Annotated in this window: 12 protein-coding genes; 5 read left to right on the forward strand and 7 right to left on the reverse strand. The window is 50.9% G+C overall.

Going from position 1 to position 18,880, the window contains the following annotated elements; translation table 11 throughout:
• Positions 1-493 precede the first annotated feature (493 nt).
• Together GmarT_RS21075 and GmarT_RS21080 are read left to right on the forward strand one after the other, a co-directional pair.
• Positions 494-1,936 carry a sensor histidine kinase gene (locus GmarT_RS21075; RefSeq protein WP_002643918.1) on the forward strand — a complete coding sequence of 481 codons (1,443 nt, stop codon included), beginning with the start codon at positions 494-496 and terminating at the stop codon, positions 1,934-1,936.
• 29 nt (positions 1,937-1,965) lie between these two features.
• On the forward strand, positions 1,966-3,321 hold the full coding sequence (locus tag GmarT_RS21080) for a sigma-54-dependent transcriptional regulator (protein ID WP_149303203.1): 1,356 nt from the start codon (positions 1,966-1,968) through the stop codon (positions 3,319-3,321).
• Between the two features lie 32 nt (positions 3,322-3,353).
• On the opposite strand, the gene GmarT_RS21085 is transcribed toward GmarT_RS21080, so the two are convergent.
• From GmarT_RS21085 to mutM, 5 genes are all read right to left on the reverse strand, one after another.
• The gene (locus GmarT_RS21085) at positions 3,354-5,726 is read right to left on the reverse strand and encodes a polysaccharide biosynthesis tyrosine autokinase (RefSeq protein WP_002643916.1); all 2,373 of its coding nucleotides are present in this window, start codon (positions 5,724-5,726) and stop codon (positions 3,354-3,356) included.
• Positions 5,727-5,814: 88 nt separating this feature from the next.
• Entirely contained in the window at positions 5,815-6,789 is a 975-nt protein-coding gene (locus tag GmarT_RS21090; RefSeq protein ID WP_002643915.1) for an SDR family oxidoreductase, read from the reverse strand.
• A 390-nt stretch (positions 6,790-7,179) separates the two neighbouring features.
• Positions 7,180-7,935 (reverse strand): 23S rRNA (guanosine(2251)-2'-O)-methyltransferase RlmB, encoded by a 756-nt coding sequence (rlmB, locus tag GmarT_RS21095; protein ID WP_002643913.1) that lies wholly within the window; start codon positions 7,933-7,935, stop codon positions 7,180-7,182.
• Between the two features lie 99 nt (positions 7,936-8,034).
• On the reverse strand, positions 8,035-9,762 hold the full coding sequence (locus tag GmarT_RS21100) for an ATP-binding protein (protein WP_002643912.1): 1,728 nt from the start codon (positions 9,760-9,762) through the stop codon (positions 8,035-8,037).
• A gap of 146 nt (positions 9,763-9,908) precedes the next feature.
• Complete coding sequence (gene mutM / locus GmarT_RS21105; protein ID WP_002643911.1) at positions 9,909-10,757, reverse strand: DNA-formamidopyrimidine glycosylase; 849 nt, start codon at positions 10,755-10,757, stop codon at positions 9,909-9,911.
• 265 nt (positions 10,758-11,022) lie between these two features.
• On the opposite strand from mutM, the gene GmarT_RS21110 reads away from it, so the two are divergent.
• Positions 11,023-12,909 carry a DUF1598 domain-containing protein gene (locus GmarT_RS21110; protein WP_002643910.1) on the forward strand — a complete coding sequence of 629 codons (1,887 nt, stop codon included), beginning with the start codon at positions 11,023-11,025 and terminating at the stop codon, positions 12,907-12,909.
• 92 nt (positions 12,910-13,001) lie between these two features.
• Here GmarT_RS21110 and GmarT_RS21115 read toward each other — a convergent pair whose 3' ends face one another.
• Positions 13,002-14,423, reverse strand: coding sequence for an arylsulfatase (locus GmarT_RS21115; RefSeq protein WP_044236136.1), 1,422 nt, complete (start codon positions 14,421-14,423; stop codon positions 13,002-13,004).
• 506 nt (positions 14,424-14,929) lie between these two features.
• Positions 14,930-16,171 carry a glucose-1-phosphate adenylyltransferase gene (gene glgC, locus GmarT_RS21120; RefSeq protein ID WP_002643907.1) on the reverse strand — a complete coding sequence of 414 codons (1,242 nt, stop codon included), beginning with the start codon at positions 16,169-16,171 and terminating at the stop codon, positions 14,930-14,932.
• Between the two features lie 411 nt (positions 16,172-16,582).
• On the opposite strand from glgC, the gene GmarT_RS21125 reads away from it, so the two are divergent.
• Positions 16,583-17,245 (forward strand): class I SAM-dependent methyltransferase, encoded by a 663-nt coding sequence (locus tag GmarT_RS21125; RefSeq protein ID WP_002643906.1) that lies wholly within the window; start codon positions 16,583-16,585, stop codon positions 17,243-17,245.
• 53 nt (positions 17,246-17,298) lie between these two features.
• Complete coding sequence (locus GmarT_RS21130) at positions 17,299-18,750, forward strand: APC family permease (RefSeq protein WP_002643905.1); 1,452 nt, start codon at positions 17,299-17,301, stop codon at positions 18,748-18,750.
• Positions 18,751-18,880 lie beyond the last annotated feature (130 nt).

An 18,880-nucleotide genomic window follows, 5' to 3' on the forward strand; every position in this document is an offset into this window, starting at 1 on the left:
CGGTGGAAATAAATGGATCTGCTCACGAGAGTCACGGTGATTCCTTGAATTCGTCCCACTCTTTCCAAGATATCTTTGAATACTTAAAATCTGATATGATTTGTTTTTACGAACCAGGCGCAGAGTGACTGTGAAACTAAATTGCACATGGTTCTGGTTTTACCTGTTTGTACAGTAATATTCGCTGACATCTCGCTCAAAATAGCGAATGTGTAATTGCAGATCAATTTCAGTTTCGTGATAGTATAGCTTCATTTACGTGACGCCGTCGAATCGGGCATTCAGTTATCAACCACCATATTCTGTTTACCGGACATGAAATATCGTGTCTTATCAGACCTGGAATGGTACGTTGGTCGAAATGGTCCGCACGCTCGTTGGCGTGCTCGCCTGGCATTGATCAACTGTCAATACAGGATTGATGGACCACGAATCTGTCAGAATCTTACTTTGCAACGAATCAGCAGCACGACACAGAATTTCCATATTGACCATGACTGACCCTTTAAACGTGGAGAAACTGAACGGACCGGGCGACGAGCTACAGGATCGTCCGGCGGAAGCCCCTGTTTCAACAGCCGTTCCCCGCATCCACCATGACGCTTATACCTGGCAGCTGCCGGCGGAAGAAATTACGCTGCGAATTCGCTGGTTCGGGTTGTGTGTCGGGTATGTACTGGTCAACTTTGGCGGAAACAGCTCTGCCATTCAGGTTCCCCAGTTGAACTGGATTCTGACATTAGGTGCCATCTATGCATTGGCGGATACCTACTTCAGCTTTCGCGGTCGTGTCTTTCTGGGTGAATGGCCACTGATCATTTCAGTGATGGAAGCGTTATTCATCGGTCTGCTCTGTCACTATGACGCCGGTTTAAACAGCCCGTTCCGATTTTATTATCTGCTGTCACTGATAGTCTGCTCCATTCGACACTCGCCACAGATCGCGTATCTGACACTGGGACTGCATCTGATCAGTTATTCGACACTTTTATTCTCCAACCGCCCGTCTGACTGGGTCTCGCAGCTGTTGCTGATGATTGTCTGGATGGGCTGGGTCGCGTGGGCGAGCATTGCCTTTTCTCAACTGGTCAAACGCACGAGTATGGAGCTTTCGCTGGCGAACTCGCAGTTGAAGCAGAACCAGGAACTGCTGGAAGATCGTATCGCCCGTCGGACAAGCGACCTGCAGGAATCGCAGGCGCTGCTGGTTCAGCAGGAAAAACATGCCGCTTTCGGACTGCTGGCAGCAGGAATTGCGCACGAAGTGGGAAACCCGCTGGCGGGCATCAGCTCACTCGTACAACTGCTCAACCGCCATAACAATGATGAATACACAAACAAACGACTGGATGAAGTCGACGCACAACTGCGAAGAATTCAACGGATTCTTCGCGAGTTGATCGATTTCAGCCGCCCGGCAACAACCGAGCGGAATCGCTGCCAGATCAATGAACTGATTACCGAATCGTTGAACATTTCAAAATATTACAAACGGAAAAAGGGGAAAAATATTATCACCCGCTTTGCGGAGGACCTGCCTGTGGTACAGGTCGTGCGTGACCAGCTGGTGCAGGTGTTCCTGAACCTGATCCTGAATGCGATGGATGCAACAGAAGAAGGTGAATCGATCGAAATTACCACCGAAGCCCGCGGGGGACAAATCGTGATTTCGATTCATGACGACGGAGAAGGTATCCGTGAAGAAGATAAAGCGAGGTTGTTTCAACCCTATTTCACGACCAAGGCTAAAGGAACGGGGCTGGGCCTGTTTGTGTGTAAAAATATCCTGGAACACTCCAATTCCGGTACAATTGAAATTGATGATACGGTAAAAGATGGTGCCCGGTTCATAGTCTCCCTGAATTGTGAGGAGTTACAGGGAGCAGCAGATATTCCTCCCGGACCGGCAAAAGAAATCAAATTTGTAACGACCTGAATTGAATGAAGAAGAGGACGAACTCCAACGTGCAACTCAATCGATCCGTACTGATTGTCGAAGATGAAGAAGTCATTCGGACTTCGCTGGCAGAATTTCTCACCAGTGAAGGATATGAAACCATGCAGGCTTCTACGGTAGCCAGAGCGCTGGAACTGGCCCGCGATCGGGATTTTAACGTCGCGATCTGTGACGTGCAGCTGCCGGATGGAGATGGCATCGAACTTCTGCGGCGCCTGCAGAATATCAAGCCGAGTATCTTCGTGCTGATCATCACGGCTTATGCGACCGTCGAAAACACGATCTCTGCCTTCAAAGCGGGTGCCTTTGACTACCTGGTCAAACCCGTCATTTTTGACGATCTGTCTCATAAGTTGAACCGCCTGTTCGAGTACCAGAAAATATTCTATGAGAACCAGATCTTAAGAAGGGAACTGGCCCGCAGTCCGGGAATTGAAGAAGTGGTAGGCAGCAGTAAAGCGCTGCAGAAACTGCAAAGCACGATTCGAAAAATTGCAGCGACCAATTCTAATGTGCTGCTGTCTGGTGAATCGGGAACGGGGAAAGAGCTGTTTGCCCGATCGATCCACTCGAATGGACCGAACCGCGAACAACGCTTCCTGGCCGTCAACTGCGGCATGCGACCGATCGAACTGCTCGAGTCTCAACTCTTTGGGTCGGCCAACAGTTCGCTGCAGTACCCCGCCTCCGAGCAGATTGGCGTCTTTAAAAATGCCGATGGCGGAACCGTGTACCTGGATGAGATCTCGCAACTGCCACTGGGAACGCAGGGCAAACTGTTGCGGGCAATTGAATACGGCGAGATTCTCCCTCTGGGGAGCGCCGAGCCTGTGAAAGTCGATGTGCGACTCATTGCTTCAACAACCCAGGACCTGACCGAAATGGTCAAGTCAGGGGAATTCGAAGAAGACCTGTTTTATCGACTGGACGGTATGAAAATCCATATTCCCGCATTGCGGGAACGCGTTGATGACATTCCGGAACTGGTGGAATATTTCATCTCCAAGCATTCCCGTAAAATGGGAAAACGTGTCACGGGAGCTACCAGTGAAACCATTCGCACACTGATGTCTGCAGAATGGAAAGGCAATGTCCGGCAGCTGGATAATGCCATCGAACGCGCTGTGATGATGTGTGACGAAACGCTGATCTGCCTGAACGATCTGCCCCCGGAACTGCATCAGAACGAGCCGCCGTTACCAGATGTAGACGACCTGCGACTGGCGCTGCGACATTACGAACGAATGCATATCACACGCGTATTGAAAGACAGCACGGATAAACGGGAAGCCGCCAAGCGGTTAAAGCTTGGCTTGTCCAGCCTGTATCGTAAGATTGAAGAACTGGACATTGAGCTGGAATAATCCAGGTTTTTCTGCAGAAACTCGAATCCGGTTTAATGGGTGAGTTTCGTCTTCGCAGGAGCATCTGCCTGTTTTGTCTGTACCTGCGGAGGGACGATATAATAGTCGCTGTATCCAGGCCCTGAACCGTAGTCGTAATCGCCAAATTTTCCGGACTGGACACCGTTCGCAAGCAGCCCCGTCACTTTGATCCCATTGGTCTGAATAATCTGCTGTACCTTGCGGATCACTCCTCGACGGTTCTTGTCGATGCGAACGACCAGCAATACGCCATCAACGATGGAAGCAATCACCGAGGGATCGCTGACAACCACCAGAGGTGGCGTATCAATCAGAATATAGTCGTATTCATTTCGCAGCTGTTTTACCAGTTCCGAGAATCCTCGAGACATCAGCATTTCGGACGGATTTTCAGGCAACATACCTGCTGTCAGAATCGAAAGATGAGTGACGCGGGTTTCCCGAATCGCAGTCTGCGCATCGATCTCACCATTCAGAACATCTCCGAGGCCAATCGAATTGGCGAGTCCAAACAGTTTATGAATGGTAGGCCGCCTGAGGTCGGCATCGATAATCAGAACTTTTCTACCTGTCTGAGCAATCGCCAGCGCCAGGTTGGAAATCGAGGTGGTTTTCCCATCTCCGGGTTCGGCACTGGTCATCTGCAGAACTTTCGCACCGCTGCGATCTGTTTTTAATAACAGAGATGTGCGCAGTGAACGAAACGACTCTGCTTCGCGTGAAGCGGGGCGATAGTAGTACCACAGCGCGGGGGCAAATTCACTGTCATCAACGACAGCATCACTTTCAGCGAACGAAGGTACTTCTCCCAGGATGGGCAGATGCAGTTGATTACGAATTTCGTCGACAGATTTCATGGTGGTGTCCCGCATTTCACGGAAGTAGGAGAATGCCAGGATCAGTCCCAGCCCTGCTCCAGCACCTGCCATCAGGAATTTGAGCTGGCGTTTAATGACCAGTTCATCTTTCACAGGCGCGAGCTGAGTCAGCGTGTAACCACTATTGCCTTGTGAAACTTTTTCGACGAGTAACTGTTTGAAAATGTTATCCCGTTGTGATTTGAGCTGGGCAATTTCTTCATTGTAAGACTGATCGACCACCTGAAAATCACCGACTTTTTTGGCCAGTTCGGTTTCCTGGTCAAATATTTTTGTCAGTTCCAGTTCCCGGTTCTCCAGTTCTTTCAGCTGCTGTTCCATAGACTTGAGATAGACATTCACGAAATCCACGTCTTTGGTCTTTGCAACCTGAAATTCACCAGACTCCAGATTGTCTGCAGAAATATCGAGTCCCTGGCGACGATAGAGATTGATGATCGTTTCGATGCTGCGATTCACGGCGTCCAGGTCAGGATGATTTTTCTGAAAGTCGCGTTCCAGTCGATTCTTCTGAATCAACAGAGGCATCAAATGTGTTTCTAATGCGGTGCGGGCACGGTCGACCTGACTTGTCCCCGGAGAGGCAATCTGACCTTCGCTGGTATTACCGTTGGCAGCCTGCCCACGCGTTTGTCCCATGAGAAACTGCTGGGCCAACAGCTCAAGCGTTTCTTTAGATTCACCACTGGCAATCGCGGCTTTGAGCGAATCAATTTTTGATTTGAGTTCGGTCAGTTTCAGCAGGTTCAGACGGCGTTCGTTATCGATTGCTTTGACCCGTTCCTGGTGCACGTTGGTACTGCCGGCCACTGCCGCTTCAGATCCAGGTGTACTCTCCCAGTACAGCGGCGCATTTTCGCGGAACTTCTGATATTCACTTTTCTTCAGTTTCAGTTCGGTGGCAATCTGCTTCTCAGCCTGCTTCAACTGCTGAATGATGTCTTCGGTGTTTTCCTCGCGGACTTCATGCAGATAACGCTTGTAGGCATCGACGACCGCTTGTGTGACAAGCCGGGCATCTTTGGCATTCGGGTTTTCATAGGTAAGCGTCAGGATGTTGAGGAACGCGCGGTCGTTACCGGAAATTCGTTTGACTTTCAGGGAATCGATAATATCCTGGGTCGGATCTTTTTCACCTGCCAGTGTAGAAAGCTGATTCAGTTTGGCTTCTTTAACTGCTTCACCCACAATTCGCGGGCTCTTGATGACATCGATATGTGCCGTGAGTTCACCGAAAGTCTGGATTTCCCCATCCTTGATCGGCACCGGGTTTTTTTGCGAGACCTGAATTTTCGTGTTTGCAGAGAAGATCGGGCCGAGCTTCATATACGCTGCCTGCCCGAGCAGCAGTCCGGTCGCCAGTCCTAAAACCAGCAGGTATTTATTGCGCAGCAGAAGCCTTACAATATCGACACCGGGACCGGAAGAGTTCACTTCTGCGTTCTCTTCCATTCCATCGATGGCGAAATCGGATTGCTGATCCAGAGGTTGAAAGTCTGTATTCACGACAGCGGGTCCTGATCTATTTACTCTGCAAATGCATTAATTCAAAAATCGAAGTGATAAAATTTTCTGAAAGCCGCGGGCTGACTGATTAACAGCCGCCCAGGCATTTTTTGGATTCAGAACTGGTCGAGCCTGCGTACCAGTCAATGGTTTTCCGCAGTCCTTCTTCGATTTCTACAACAGGTTCGTAACCGAGGTCACGTTGTGCGGCAGAAATGTCTGCCCAGGAATGTTTGACATCGCCTGTACGCGCCGGCTGAAAGTCAGGATCGTATGGTTTGTCCAACTGGTTACAGATGAATTTCAACAGATCGATCAGATTCAACGAACTGCCACAGGCAGCGTTATAAACGTTTCCGGAGACTTTGTCCGCCGGTGCCTGGGACGCCAGAATATTTGCCTGAACCACATTGTCCACGAATGTGAAATCGCGAGACTGCAGACCATCACCAAAGATCATGGGGCGGCGTCCTTCCAGCAACGCGGAAGTAAACAGGGGAATGACAGCCGAATAAGGACTGTTGGGATCCTGGCGGGGACCAAAGACATTAAAGTAGCGAATACGGACCGTTTCCAGGTCATAGGAATTGGCAAACGCCTGACAGTATAATTCGCCTGCCAGTTTCGCAGCGGCATAAGGTGACAGAACTTCGGGAGTCTGGCCTTCATGCTTGGGCATCTGTTCCTGGTTGCCATACGCACTGCTGGAGCCGGCATAGACAACGCGCTGCACGCCAGAACGGCGGGCGGCATCAAGAACATGAACCGTTCCGGTCACGCAGGCTTCATGTGTATCGAGAGGATGTTCCACGCTACGGGGAACAGAAGCCAGCGCGGCCTGGTGGAAAACAATCTCTACACCAGCGGTGGCCTGTTCGACGGCTGCCAGATCCCGCAGATCTCCCTGCACGAACTCAACATCGTCTTTTATATGTTCCAGATTATGCAGTGCGCCTGTACTCAAGTTATCGAAGACGCGTACACGATGACCGTCTTTAATCAGACGTGTCGCCAGATGAGAGCCAATAAATCCAGCGCCGCCGGTCACTAAATAATTTGTCACGATTAATTTTCCTGCATTGATTTTGTTCGGTGGAACCCACGTTCTACTGGCAGACGCCCGCGCCTGTCAGACGGAGTTCCCGTAACCTGTACCTTCAATGTAGCATTCGTTTCGCTGGAAATCCGAAATGAATTCCAGGGATTCGTGTTCGAAAGGTTCGAATCCGGATCGATGCCTGCATATCAATGCATTATAAGCAGGTATTTCTCGTACAACCAAAATAATCTGCAGGCTGCAGGAAGCCCAATGGGGACCGGTGACAGACAGGCTCAGACCAAAAAGCATAAAACCGCTATAATCGCTACCTGAAACGGAGCTTGTAACGATTATAGACATTTTACAGAATCAACCCGTTCGTGCAGGAAAATCATACGCGACTGATTCAGAAACTTATTTTGTACCGGGTCCGAAGGGAGAAAAACGCGCAATCATGATGCCTGCTGCCACAGAAGCATTCAGGGAATCTACGATACCGGTGGGGGTCAGACGGGTCACCACATCACACTGTTCCAGCGTGAGGCGGCGCAGTCCTTTCTCTTCATTGCCAATCACGACCATCCACGGGCGATCCTGGGAATAAACGGAGACATCTTCTTCGGCATGTTCTGAGGTTCCCATAATCCAGACACCGGTTTCTTTGGCCTGGGTCATCGACCGGCTCAGATTGGTTTCGACGGCAAACGGCACCGCTTCCATGCCCCCGGACGCAACATCGTAAACGGTTGCATTGATGGGAGCAGAACGGTCTTTGGTCAATACAATCCCGCGAACACCAAAGAACGCAGCCGTTCGAAAAATAGCACCGATGTTGTGCGGGTCCTGAATACAATCCAGCGCCAGCCAGAGTCCGCCTGTTTCCTGACCAGAGTCCGGAAAGAGTTCATTGAGCACAAATGGGGTACGGGGTTTGACCAGGGCGACCGAGCCCGCGGTGCGGCGTCCCTGATCTTCGGCCTGACGGCGTTTCATCTTCTGGGGCGCTGATTTTTTGATCACGACGGGAATCCGCTGACTGCGTGCTTCGTCGGCAACATCTCCCCAACTCCCCTGCGCGGAACCAGCCGTGAGACGAATCTCGGTGACATCAATGGGACGGGTCTGCAGAGCCGCCATTACACTGTGTGGATTTTTCAGCTCCAAAGCCACGAGAGCAGATTCCTGAATCAAAACGGGAGAATACAACAGGTCCGACAGCCCGATGTGTCGTAACCAGAAAGCAAAGGGTAGGCGCTCACTGTGTGAGATTCAAGGAGTGCGCGTCTCAGAATGTTCGTTCTCGCCGAGTTTTTCGCGGGAATAATTCTGCAGATCGGATGTTTTAATGCGATTCATGCCGACTGAGGTATCATCCAGATCCGAGAGAACCCCCTCCTGTGACAGGCTCATGCGGACAGGCAGACGTGCGGTGAACTTGCTGCCTCGACCAAATTCGCTTTCCAGAAAGACTTCACCATCGAGCAGTTTCGAAAGTTCGCGAATGATCGATAATCCGAGACCCGTCCCTTCATAAGAACGACTCATTGTGTCCCGCGATTCAGAAGAAGATTTTCCCTGGCGGAATTTTTCGAAAATATGTTCCTGCTCATCCAGGGGGATCCCGATGCCTGTGTCCTCAACGATGAGGTCCATGAGTTTCGGATTTTCTCCGCAGAGCCTGGCAGCGACATGGACTCTGCCACCTTCCGGCGTAAACTTGATGGCATTGGAAAGCAGGTTATTGAGAATCTGTTGTATTTTGATGGAGTCCTGAAACAGAATAGGAATCTTCGGATCAATTTCGGAGGTCAGCTCAATATTCTTTTTATCTGCCAGTGGGAGCATGTTCCCCACCCGACGCTCAATCAGATCCGCCACGGTAATTTCGGAAAGCTGCAGTTCCATTTTTCCGCTCTCGATTTTAGCCAGATCGAGCACATCATTGATCTGGGCCAGCAGATTTTTTCCGGACATCTGAATATTGCTGACATAACGTTTCTGCTTCTCGTTGAGATCTTTGGAATTGGCGAGCAGATCACTGAAACCGAGAATACTGTTGAGCGGCGTACGCAGTTCGTGACTCATGGTCGCCAGAAACTCGTCTTTGAGCTTGTTCATTTCATAGAGCCTGAGGTTGACCTGCGCCAGCTCGTCGACTTTGGTATCGAGGTCGGTATTGACGGTCCGCAGTTCCTCCTGCACGGTGACCAGGTGACGGAGCATGCGGTTAAATGCATAGCTCAGTTCTTCAAATTCGTCTCCCGTGCGGATGTCGGCCCGCAGATCCAGATTGCCGTGCGCAATTTCATCACTCACATCTTTCAGGTGCAATACGGGTTTTACAATCACATATCGTACAATCGCGTAAGCGGCCAGCATCGCCAGGACAGCGGTCACAAGAGCCGAAGCCAGGTTGATGGCGTTATTCCAGTTCTGTGCCTGTTCGACTTTCTGCGAGGGGAAGCGAATATTCACAATGCCGATGAGTCCGCCCAGTTCCAGATCGGGATCATCGCGGAGACGATGACAGGAGACACAGGATTCCGTCGCATGAATGGCACCGTAATACTGAAACTTGCCTTCCGTTTCATCGCGGTAGAAGATTTCGTTTTCTCCCTGCTTGATGCGTTCCAGCGCTTCATAGCCGGCGCTGTCGATGGGGCGTTCTTTGGAATCCGCATTAGATGGATTCGCTTTAAACACTGCCCAACTGTAGTCGCCGAGATCCTGGGGTTTGACAGACTGTGCGATCTTTTCAATCAGCATGCGGTACTGATCGTTCGACTCGGACCATTTCCAGTGCTTCTCCAGAATGATCGGCGCGACCAGCAGACGGGCGGAGGTTATGTTCTGATCGTTCAGAACCTGATTGTTCAACCAGGTATTCAAAGAAAAGCTGGCCGTAATTAATACGAGCAATCCGCCCCCAAACAGGTAGCGGCACTTGCGTTCGAGGTTGGTTTCCCCCAGCAGTTTTTTGAAAGCACGATAGGACATGGATTACCAGCGGGTATGAGATCCGAAACAGATGCGGCGAAGTCGCTTTAACATCTCTCAGGTGATCTTATTCCAAAATTGTCTGTATAGAAAAGCATGATTCGACAATTCTCACCTCAATTCAGTGAAATTAATCAGATTTCAGTTTACGACGGTATGATCTGACAACAAGGACAGAAAAACGTAGATCGCTGGGCCTGGACAATCCTGACAATCTGTGCTCCCTTGCAGGACGGACAGTTTTTTTCTTCCTGACCATACACCTGATGTTGATTCTGATAGCCTCCCGACTGATTGAGAGCATTCCGATAGGTTCCATCGCCGAGTGTGGATCCTTCATAGCGAATCGCTGTTTTCAGAATCTGCTGCATGGCTTTGTGCAGCGATCTGATTTCTGCCGTCGATAATTGATCGGCGGTCCGTTCAGGATGAATACGACTCTGATGGAGCATTTCACTGGCATACAGATTACCGATTCCAGCGACCATTTTTTGATCCAGCAAGGCGACTTTGATGGCACGACTGGTTTTCGCCAAGCGCTGTTTCAATTCATTGGCTGTAATCTCAAGTGCATCGGGTCCCAGTTTCTGCGGTCCGAGGACCAGTTCCTGTTCCTTCCGACTGAGCAGTTGAACCGTGCCCAGGCCACGGCGATCCCAGAACCAGAGTGATCGGCTGGACCGTCCTTTCTGCAAAGTCCACTCCAGACGCAGATGACCGGTATCAGGGGGATCAGACAGTAACATCAGTCCAGTCATACGGGGTTCAATGACGAACGAATACCCATTCTCCAGATCCAGGATCACCCGTTTTGCCCGACGTCTGACGCTGGTTACAGTTTGATTTAAAGCTTTTGTTCGAATGGATTTAATGCCTGGCTTCATGGAAATGGGCTTACACGGGCAGGGACAATTTCGAAAGTCTTTTATTTTGCGGCCTTCCACGGCCTCGCGGATGCCGCGGACCATGGTCTCTACTTCAGGCAGTTCTGGCACGATAATACTTTCTGTATCGATCGCAGGAATTTCAGGGTGTTACGGATTTTGAACGAAGTGTTTCTATTCTACTACTTGTAACTGTTCTTTGGATGTCAAAGCTGAGCTGAAATAGGAAGACCAAGAAATTTAAGATTATGCTTGACGTCAGGGCAAAGTTGGACGATCCTAGTACATAAAGCCCTTAAACTTCCCATCTTGCAGAACGTACACATCCGAACTGCAAGCTTGTCCGTTAATATGTTGTGCCTATTGGAGAGCGTCCATGCGCCCTAATCACCCTCGTGTCGGCTCCAGTGCTGTTTCAGTTCTGGCAACCGTTGTCTGTTTAGCTGTAGTTTTGGGAGTCACCTTTTACCTGGTGAATCCCCGGTCAGATATGACTGTGGAAAAAGCATCAGAACAGGTTCAGGTGCAGGATGAAACACCACTCGTACTGGAAAAACAGGAAACCGTTGCGGTGACTCCTGCAGCAGAAATAAAACCAGTCGCAGAAACGCCACGTGTATCACCTGAAGAACAGGTTGCCGCACATCTGTCAGCAGGGGAATTCGGACAGGCAATTGAAGTCGCTGAAACGGTGTCAAACCTGCAGGAACGAACTCTCTTACTCAGAATGGTTGTCAAAGCCCAGATGGACTCCGGTGACTTTGTCGCTGCCCTGGGAACCATCAACCGTATCCCCCTGGCTGAAGAACGCACCAAAGCCATGGGCGAACGGGCACAGGCGATGTCGCTGGCTGGTGGATCTCAGTTAGCTGACTTCACCGAGCTGATTGACCTGATTCAAACACAGACTTCAGGGGGATGGATCGACGACGGATCTGGTGAAGGTTCAATGCGACAGTTCTCCGCAGGGGTCCGCGTTGATCCTAATGGCATGCTGCACCATATCAGCAAACAGGAACTGAAAGGCGAACTGGAAGCACTGGGAGTCAAAGCCCGTAAAGCCAGCCTGAATAAGAATGTTGCCCAGAACAGTCAGTTGCGTCTGGTTTCTTTGACCCGTCTGGAAAAAGAAGTGCAGCAGTTGATTGAAGAAGGTCGTTCTCCTGTTGAAACCATGAAAATGCTGGCGGGATTGACCAAGGTCGAATATGTCTTTGTCTACCCGGAAGATCAGGAAATCGTGATCGCCGGTCCGGCAGAAGCCTGGATTTATAATGAAGAAGGTCTGGCTGTCGGCGTAGAAAGCGGCCGTCCTGTTCTGCAACTGGATGACCTGGTGACGATCCTGCGAACATTCTCGGACAACGGTGAAGAAATCTTCGGCTGTTCCTTCGATCCACGTGCTGAAGGTCTGGCACGCGTCAATGAATTTGTCGCTCAGTCTAATGCCCGTGGCCCGCTGAGTGCAGGTGCCGGCGTGCGAAATTACACCAGACAGCTGAAAGAAAAACTGGGAACACAGGATATTACACTGTACGGTGTGCCTGATACATCACGTGTCGCCCGTGTCCTGATTGAAGCCGACTACCGTATGAAACTGATTGGCATCGGAAAAATGGATGCCGGCAAAAACATCCCCAGCTACTTCGATCTGCTGGCTCAAGATAGCAATGCAAGCGGCATGAACCTCGAAGCGCTCCGCTGGTGGCTGACCATGAAATATGATTCGGTACTGCATAACCCGCAACGGACAGCATACCAGGTCGTGGGTTCTTCCGTACTCTGTCAGTCAGAGAATCAGATCGTCACTAAAGAAGGTGAACGATTACGAACGGGAAAAGCGGAGAAGCTGAACCGCGAATTCGCTGCCAACTTCACAAAGCACTATCAGGAACTGGCACAGCAGGATCTGGTTTACGCCGACCTGCAGAACATTTTCGACTTGGCTCTGGTAGCCGCCCTGATGCGAAACGAACATCTGGCAAATCGTGCCGGCTGGGAAATGACCGCCTTTGCTGCCAATGGTGTCTATCGCCCGGCTGAATTCGAAGCAGCTCACACAGTCGACACTGTTGTCAACCACCGTGTCTACAACGGCAAAGACGTTGTCGTCCAGGTTGCCGGCGGCGTGCGGGTGGATACAAATTCGGTTGTGAAAAATCAGCAGAACCTGAAAGTCTCTCCCGAAGTCGGAGCCGTTTCCGCTCAGTCTAAAGCACCTGCATTGCCCGTGGGTCGCTGGTGGTGGGATCTGGCCAACTAACCAGGTAGAAGCGAATTTGAATACTTAAAAACCGCAGCCTGAAATCGGGCTGCGGTTTTTCTTTTGCGACACGTGCTTGATTCCCCTGAAATTTACTTCACGTATCCTTTGATGCCCACCGGCTTCAGTGTCTGGGGAAAGTCTCGCGGTTCAGAATGAGCCTGCTGCATGATCTGCTGCAGATCTTTGATTTTTTCCGGATGCTGTTTCGCAAGGTTTTTCGTTTCCCCAATATCTGTACCCAGGTCGTAGAGTTCAATCGGCTGATTCATACGATTCTGTACGGCTTTCCAGTTTCCCTGGCGAATCGCACGCGAGCGAATCTTCCCCCTGGTGTATTCCCAGTAGAGGTACTCGTGTTCTGGTTGCTTCCCTTTGCCCAGGAGGGTGGGCAAAAACGAGATGCCGTCGATATCGACACCAGAGGGAACTGTAGTCCCTGCAACCTGAGCCAGTGTGGGCAATACATCCCAGAAAGCAATCTGCAGATCAGATGTTTTTCCGGCAGCGATTTTTCCCGGCCAGTTCGCGATGAAAGGAACTCGAATGCCTCCTTCATACATCGAACCTTTATGACCGCGGAGCGGCGCATTACCGTTGAAGAAATCGGTCATCTCTTTCCAGGTTCCCCCCTGCCCGCCATTATCGGAGGTAAAAATAATCAACGTATTATCACGAATCCCCAGGTCTTCCAGCAGCGTGACGATTTCTCCCACGTGATCGTCCAGGCGGGAGACCATGCCGGCAAACGTCGTCAGACCGTCTTCCGAACCAATATAACCAGGTCGGGGATCCAGGATCTGTTTTTTGGGAAACTGACCACGATACGGCTTTTCTGACTCTTCCGGGACCACCAGTTCCACGTGAGGAATAATGTAAGGCAGATAGGCGAAGAAGGGCTGCGCTTTATTTTTCTGGATGAAAGCTTTGGCGTCTTCATGAATCAGATCGTGAATGTAGCGGCCGCGCTGGTTATTTTCATTTTCAGGCAGCATGAGTCTGTGCTCATTATTCCAGATCCAGAAGGGATAATAGAAGTGGGCGTGTACCTGCAGCAGTTGCCCTGTGAAATCATCAAAGCCCTGCTGTCCGGGTCGGCCAGGTGTTCCTTCATAACCCAGGCCCCATTTGCCGAACGCACCCGTAGCATAGCCGGCGATTTTGAGTACTTCGGCAACGGTCGTGTCTTCTTCATACAACAACTGGTTCAGGTCGTTGGCACGCACGGCGGTATGCCCGGTGTGTTGTCCTGTCATCAATACACTGCGTGAAGGCTGACAGACCATCGAACCGGCATAAGCCTGCGTGAATTTCATACCTTCTGCAGCCAGCTTGTCGATATGCGGTGTTTTGATTTTTTTCTGACCGTAGCAACCAAGTTCCGCGTAGCCTAAATCGTCGGCCATGATGAAAATAATATTCGGTTTCTGTTTCTCTGTCGCTTCCAGTCTGACGGAAGCAAGGAGGTTCATACTGCATATGACTGTCAAAATTAATAAGAGTTGTCGAAACATGATGCCAGATCCTTTCGAAGTTTTTGATTCCCTGTTTTTTTGAAATATTTACACGCTGAATTTGTATTCAGAATGCTTTTTAAAAAATCGTTTGAGATTGGTATTGACCGATTCAAAATGACTTTCTATTCTCCCCGCACCATTGGCGTTCACGCTGATTTTGAAAACATCAAACAGACCATTCCTGATAACATCACACCTCAGAATGACCGTTATCAATCCCTTTTTCAACCTTCAATAATACACTGGTGTCCGCTGAGCGATTTCATTCACTCAGTGGAAAGATCGAATGCCAAAGGCACGGATGCTGTGGCATCGATCTTTTTTGAAGCGACTAAAATGGAGTGTCCTTTGAGGCGTGTCTGTCAGGCATGAAAAATAATGGCGTACAATCGCCTCCCGGAAGTAGTACAAGTCCTTCCCCCCCCTGGGCTACTGCTTCCGGGAATTTTTATGCGCCGCGCCTGATACCGGCGCGACACTGGTACCAGGCGAAACGCAGGCGGTCAGGATTCAACCCGCGCGGGGAACCCGTCCATTTTCCCGATGACCACGATACCGGATTCAGAAACGGCAAAACCGCGACTTTTATCCGCTTCCAGGTCATAGCCGATCTCACAGCCTTTGGGGATGGATACACCTTTATCAATAATTGCATTGCGAATCTTTGCATGCCGACCCACATTCACGCCCGAGAACAGAATCGAATTATCGACTTCTGCCCAGCTGTTAACGCGTACGTTGGAGGAAATGATCGACTGGCTGACGCGACCACCTGAGATAATCGAGCCCGCACAGACCATACTGTCGACGGCCTGACCCACGCGTGGTTTATTGCCTTCACTCTGGGCAAAGACAAACTTGGGTGGTGGATCGGGTGGCTGATAGGAACGAATGGGCCAGGTATTATCGTACAGGTTTAACTGCGGGTGTACGGAGACCAGATCCATATTCGCTTCATAATACGCGTCGATCGTTCCGACATCGCGCCAGTAATAACCGTCGCCTGTATTTTTATCCTGGAAGGGATACGCGCGAATCAGGTGGTCGTCGATGATCGACGGAATAATATTCTTGCCGAAGTCATGTGAACTGTCGAGCTGAGTCGCATCATAACACAATCGTTCAAACAGGAAATTCGTATTGAAAACATAGATGCCCATCGAAGCCAGGCTTTTATCGGGATGGTTGGGCATGGGAGCGGGATTGGCCGGCTTTTCTTCGAACTTGACCACGCGCATATCTTCATCGACGCCCATCACACCAAACTGCGTGGCTTCGTCACGATCTACGGGAATGCAGCCAATGGTGACTTCCGCGCCGGATTCCTTATGATCGCGAATCAGTTTGGAATAATCCATTTTATAAATATGATCGCCGGAAAGGATCAGGATGTGTTCCGAGCGGGCCCGTTCGATGGTGTAGATATTCTGATAGACGGCGTCGGCGGTTCCCTGGTACCACTGTTCGTCGATACGCTGCTGAGGAGGTAGAACGTCGATGAATTCATTCAACTCCCGACAGAGGAACCGCCAGCCCAGATTGATATGCCGATCGAGACTGGCTGCTTTATACTGGGTCAGAATCAGGATCCGACGCAGCCCGCTGTTGATGCAGTTCGAAAGTGTAAAATCGATGATGCGATAACCGCCTCCAAACGGTACAGCGGGTTTTGCTCGATCCCTGGTAAGCGGTTCCAGACGTGATCCCTTACCACCGGCCAGAACCAAGGCCAACACATTTCGCATAATTGTTCCTTCCTCAGCATGGAACAAGGCCCAGGCGGGCTCATTCCCTGATCCATCAATGTATTCGAATAGAGGTTTTTAAAGCGCTTCATTGAACGGTTCGGACAAACCACATTCACAGACTGCCCGTGAAGGTTTTATTCCCTGCGATATGAGTTGTGCGAACGCTCTCCGTATGTTGTAGCATGCTCCGACGATGAAAGGAATTCAAAAAACAGTGTTTTGGGTAAGATCTGTTTTCTTAGTCTTCCTGACTGTGTCAGTTTGGCAGGACTGTCGTCATCCACGGTTTTGTTCATTCCAAATTATTGAAGTTCCTATAGTTTTGTAGCTTGCGACTTCTCTCGTTTGCTGGTTCATTTTATAATTTGCGGCATAAGCCTCTCACCTTCCAGACTGGAGAAAACAGCCATGAGCACCACCGACGAAAAACAGACAAAATCGTTTTATGACCGTATCAGCCATTCCTATGATATGATCGCTGATTCCAACGAGCATGTGGCCCGGGAAAAAGGGCTGACGGCGCTGGCGATTCAAGAGGGGGAATCAGTTCTGGAAATTGGTTATGGTACGGGACATTCACTGGTAGCGCTGGCGGAAGCTGTCGGGGCGGCGGGCAAGGTGAGCGGCGTGGATATTTCAGACGGCATGAAAACCGTCTCGGAAAAACGGGTCGCTGAAGCCGGCCTGGCAGATCGTGTGGAGTTGATGGTCGCCAATACACCTCCCCTCCCCTTTGCAGAGGGAAGTTTTGACGTTGTTTCTATGAGCTTTACCCTGGAACTGTTTCCGCTGGAAACCATCCCCGCAGTGCTGTCCGAAATCAAGCGGGTGCTGAAGCCGGGGGGCCGTCTGGGTGTCGTCTGCATGGCACTACCCAAAGAGGGGGAAAAAGACAGTTTCCTGGAAAAAACCTACAAATGGATGCACCAGCACTTCCCACACATTGTCGACTGTCAGCCCATCAATGCGACCGGTTTACTGCAGGAGGCCGGCTTTTCGCTTCAGGTAGATGACACCATGGAAATCTGGACGATGCCTGTCTCAGTGCTGGTAGGCATAACTCCCGCCTGATCCATCGTCAATTTCCGCTTTTCAATCCAGCTGGACAGGGGACAGCAATTCGCATGCCTGCAGAGCAACGGCAATCTGAGTCGGTTCCCACATCGGGCTCAAGCTTTCAAAAACAGCTGAGCCTGTGGGATACCGTGAATATCATCATCGGGATTGTGATCGGTGTTTCGATCTTCAAGTTGCCCAGTCTGGTCTTCGGAAACGCGGGTTCGATTGAAGCCGGCTTTGTAATCTGGGGGCTGGGAGGCCTGCTGATGCTGGCCGGGGCGCTGTGCTACGCCGAGCTGGCGTCTGCGATTCCGGAGACGGGCGGCGACTATGTCTTCCTGTCCCGTACTTATGGGAATGGGACCGGGTTTCTGTTTGGCTGGGCGCAGTTCATCGCCATCAATCCGGGCAATATCGGCATCATGTCGTATGTGTTCGCGGATTATGCAATCGAGTTTCTGAACGCCTCCGGTTATGAGATTCCCGAGGGCTGGTCGGTCGTACTGGCATCTGCGTCTGTCTGTATTCTGATTTTCCTGAATCTGCTGGGGCTGATGGTCGGCAAGTGGGCACAAAACATTCTGACGCTGGCTAAAGTCATCGGTCTGGCGGCGATATTTGTGAGCGGCCTGTACCTGGGATTGCAGGGAACAGGCGACACTGTTGTCGAACCAGTCATAAAGCGCCCGAATTCGGAACTGCATTTTGGACTGGCGATGGTATTTGTGCTGTATGCATTTGGCGGCTGGAACGATGCGGCCTTTGTCGCTGCGGAAGTCAAAGAGCCGGGCAAAAATATTCCGCGGGCACTGATCGCGGGCACCGGGGGAATCCTGGTCATTTACCTGCTGATCAACTTAGCCTACCTGTGGGGGCTGGGTTCCACCCGATTGCTGCAGTCCTCCACACCGGCGGCAGAACTGCTGGGCAATGCCTGGGGGGATTACGGCACACAAATCATCAGCCTGATTATTATGATCTCCTCGCTGGGTGCCATCAACGGTTTGATTATTACCGGGTCCCGCGTGAACGTGCGACTGGGCATGGACCACCGTTTTTTTGCGGCCCTGGCCCGCTGGAATGTGCGAGTGAACGCCCCCCTCTATTCGCTGTTGTCGCAAGGCGTGATCTCGATCGTCATGATTTTGCTGGTGGGAACGGAAACAGGCCGTCGCCTGATCGATGCGCCGTTTACGCTGATCCAGGGTGACTTTATCAAATGGGAACAGTACCAGGACGGCTTTGATACCCTGCTCGTCGCGACGGCTCCTCTGTTCTGGACTTTCTTTCTCCTGACGGGCTTGAGCCTGATCATCCTGCGGTACAAAGCGCCGCAGATGGAGCGACCGTTCCGCGTTCCCCTGTATCCCGTCACACCGATCCTGTTTTGCCTGACCTGTCTCTACATGCTTTACGCCAGTCTGGATTATGCCCGCGGCCTGGCATTGCTGGGCCTGATCCCGGTGCTGATCGGCGTACCGCTGTACTGGATGAGTCGCCGCAAAACGTCCGTATGACTGCGGTGCTCGAATCATACTTCCCCGATTGTTACGCATCTGTACGCTGGCATGCCATCCTCGGTTTTCGTACCATTAATACGTTGCATAGCTATACGCTGCACAGATTCAAAGCCCGCCCCGGTCGGAA

Origin of the sequence: Gimesia maris (assembly GCF_008298035.1) — a bacterium.
Lineage (GTDB): Bacteria > Planctomycetota > Planctomycetia > Planctomycetales > Planctomycetaceae > Gimesia > Gimesia maris.